This is a genomic window from Oribacterium sp. oral taxon 078 str. F0262 (assembly GCF_000160135.1).
In the GTDB taxonomy this organism is placed as follows: domain Bacteria; phylum Bacillota; class Clostridia; order Lachnospirales; family Lachnospiraceae; genus Oribacterium.
Genome location: NZ_GG729935.1, coordinates 1,437 through 1,915, shown reverse-complemented (window position 1 = coordinate 1,915; position 479 = coordinate 1,437). Strand labels below are relative to the sequence as shown.

1 pseudogene is annotated in these 479 nt (G+C 54.9%); it reads left to right on the top strand.

Annotated features, from left to right (window positions below):
• Nucleotides 1-155: 155 nt before the first annotated feature.
• Nucleotides 156-479, top strand: a pseudogene (locus tag GCWU000341_RS14470) (IS30 family transposase); the annotation flags it as partial.

Sequence of the window (479 nt, the reverse complement as noted above, 5' to 3'; positions counted from 1 at the left end):
ACTGCTCTGTCTGCGGCAAGTGCACGACTTCCTGTACACTCTACCAAAAGGAAGAATGCCCCAGACTGGCAAGACCGCCGTACGTCTGCAATGGATGCAGCCAGCAGCGGCTCTGTACGCTTGAGAAGCGCTTCTACGATGGGGCAAAAGCCCAGATGGAATACCGTGACGTGCTCTCCGAGGCGCGTCAGGGAATCGCCCTCTCCGACGAGGAGCAAAAGCGACTGGACGATATCATTTCTCCCCTTCTGTTAAAAGGCCAGTCGCTGCACCATATCTGCCTGAACCATAAGGCAGAACTCATGGTCAGTGAACGGACGCTGTATACCTACATGGACGCAAACCTCTTCTCTGCCCGGAACATCGATATGCCGCGCAAGGTGAGGATGCATCCCCGCCGCAAAAGGCCGGATACCGTAAAAGTCGATCCCAGGTGTCGTGAAGGGCGCACTCTGGAAGATTTCAAGGTCTTTATGGAT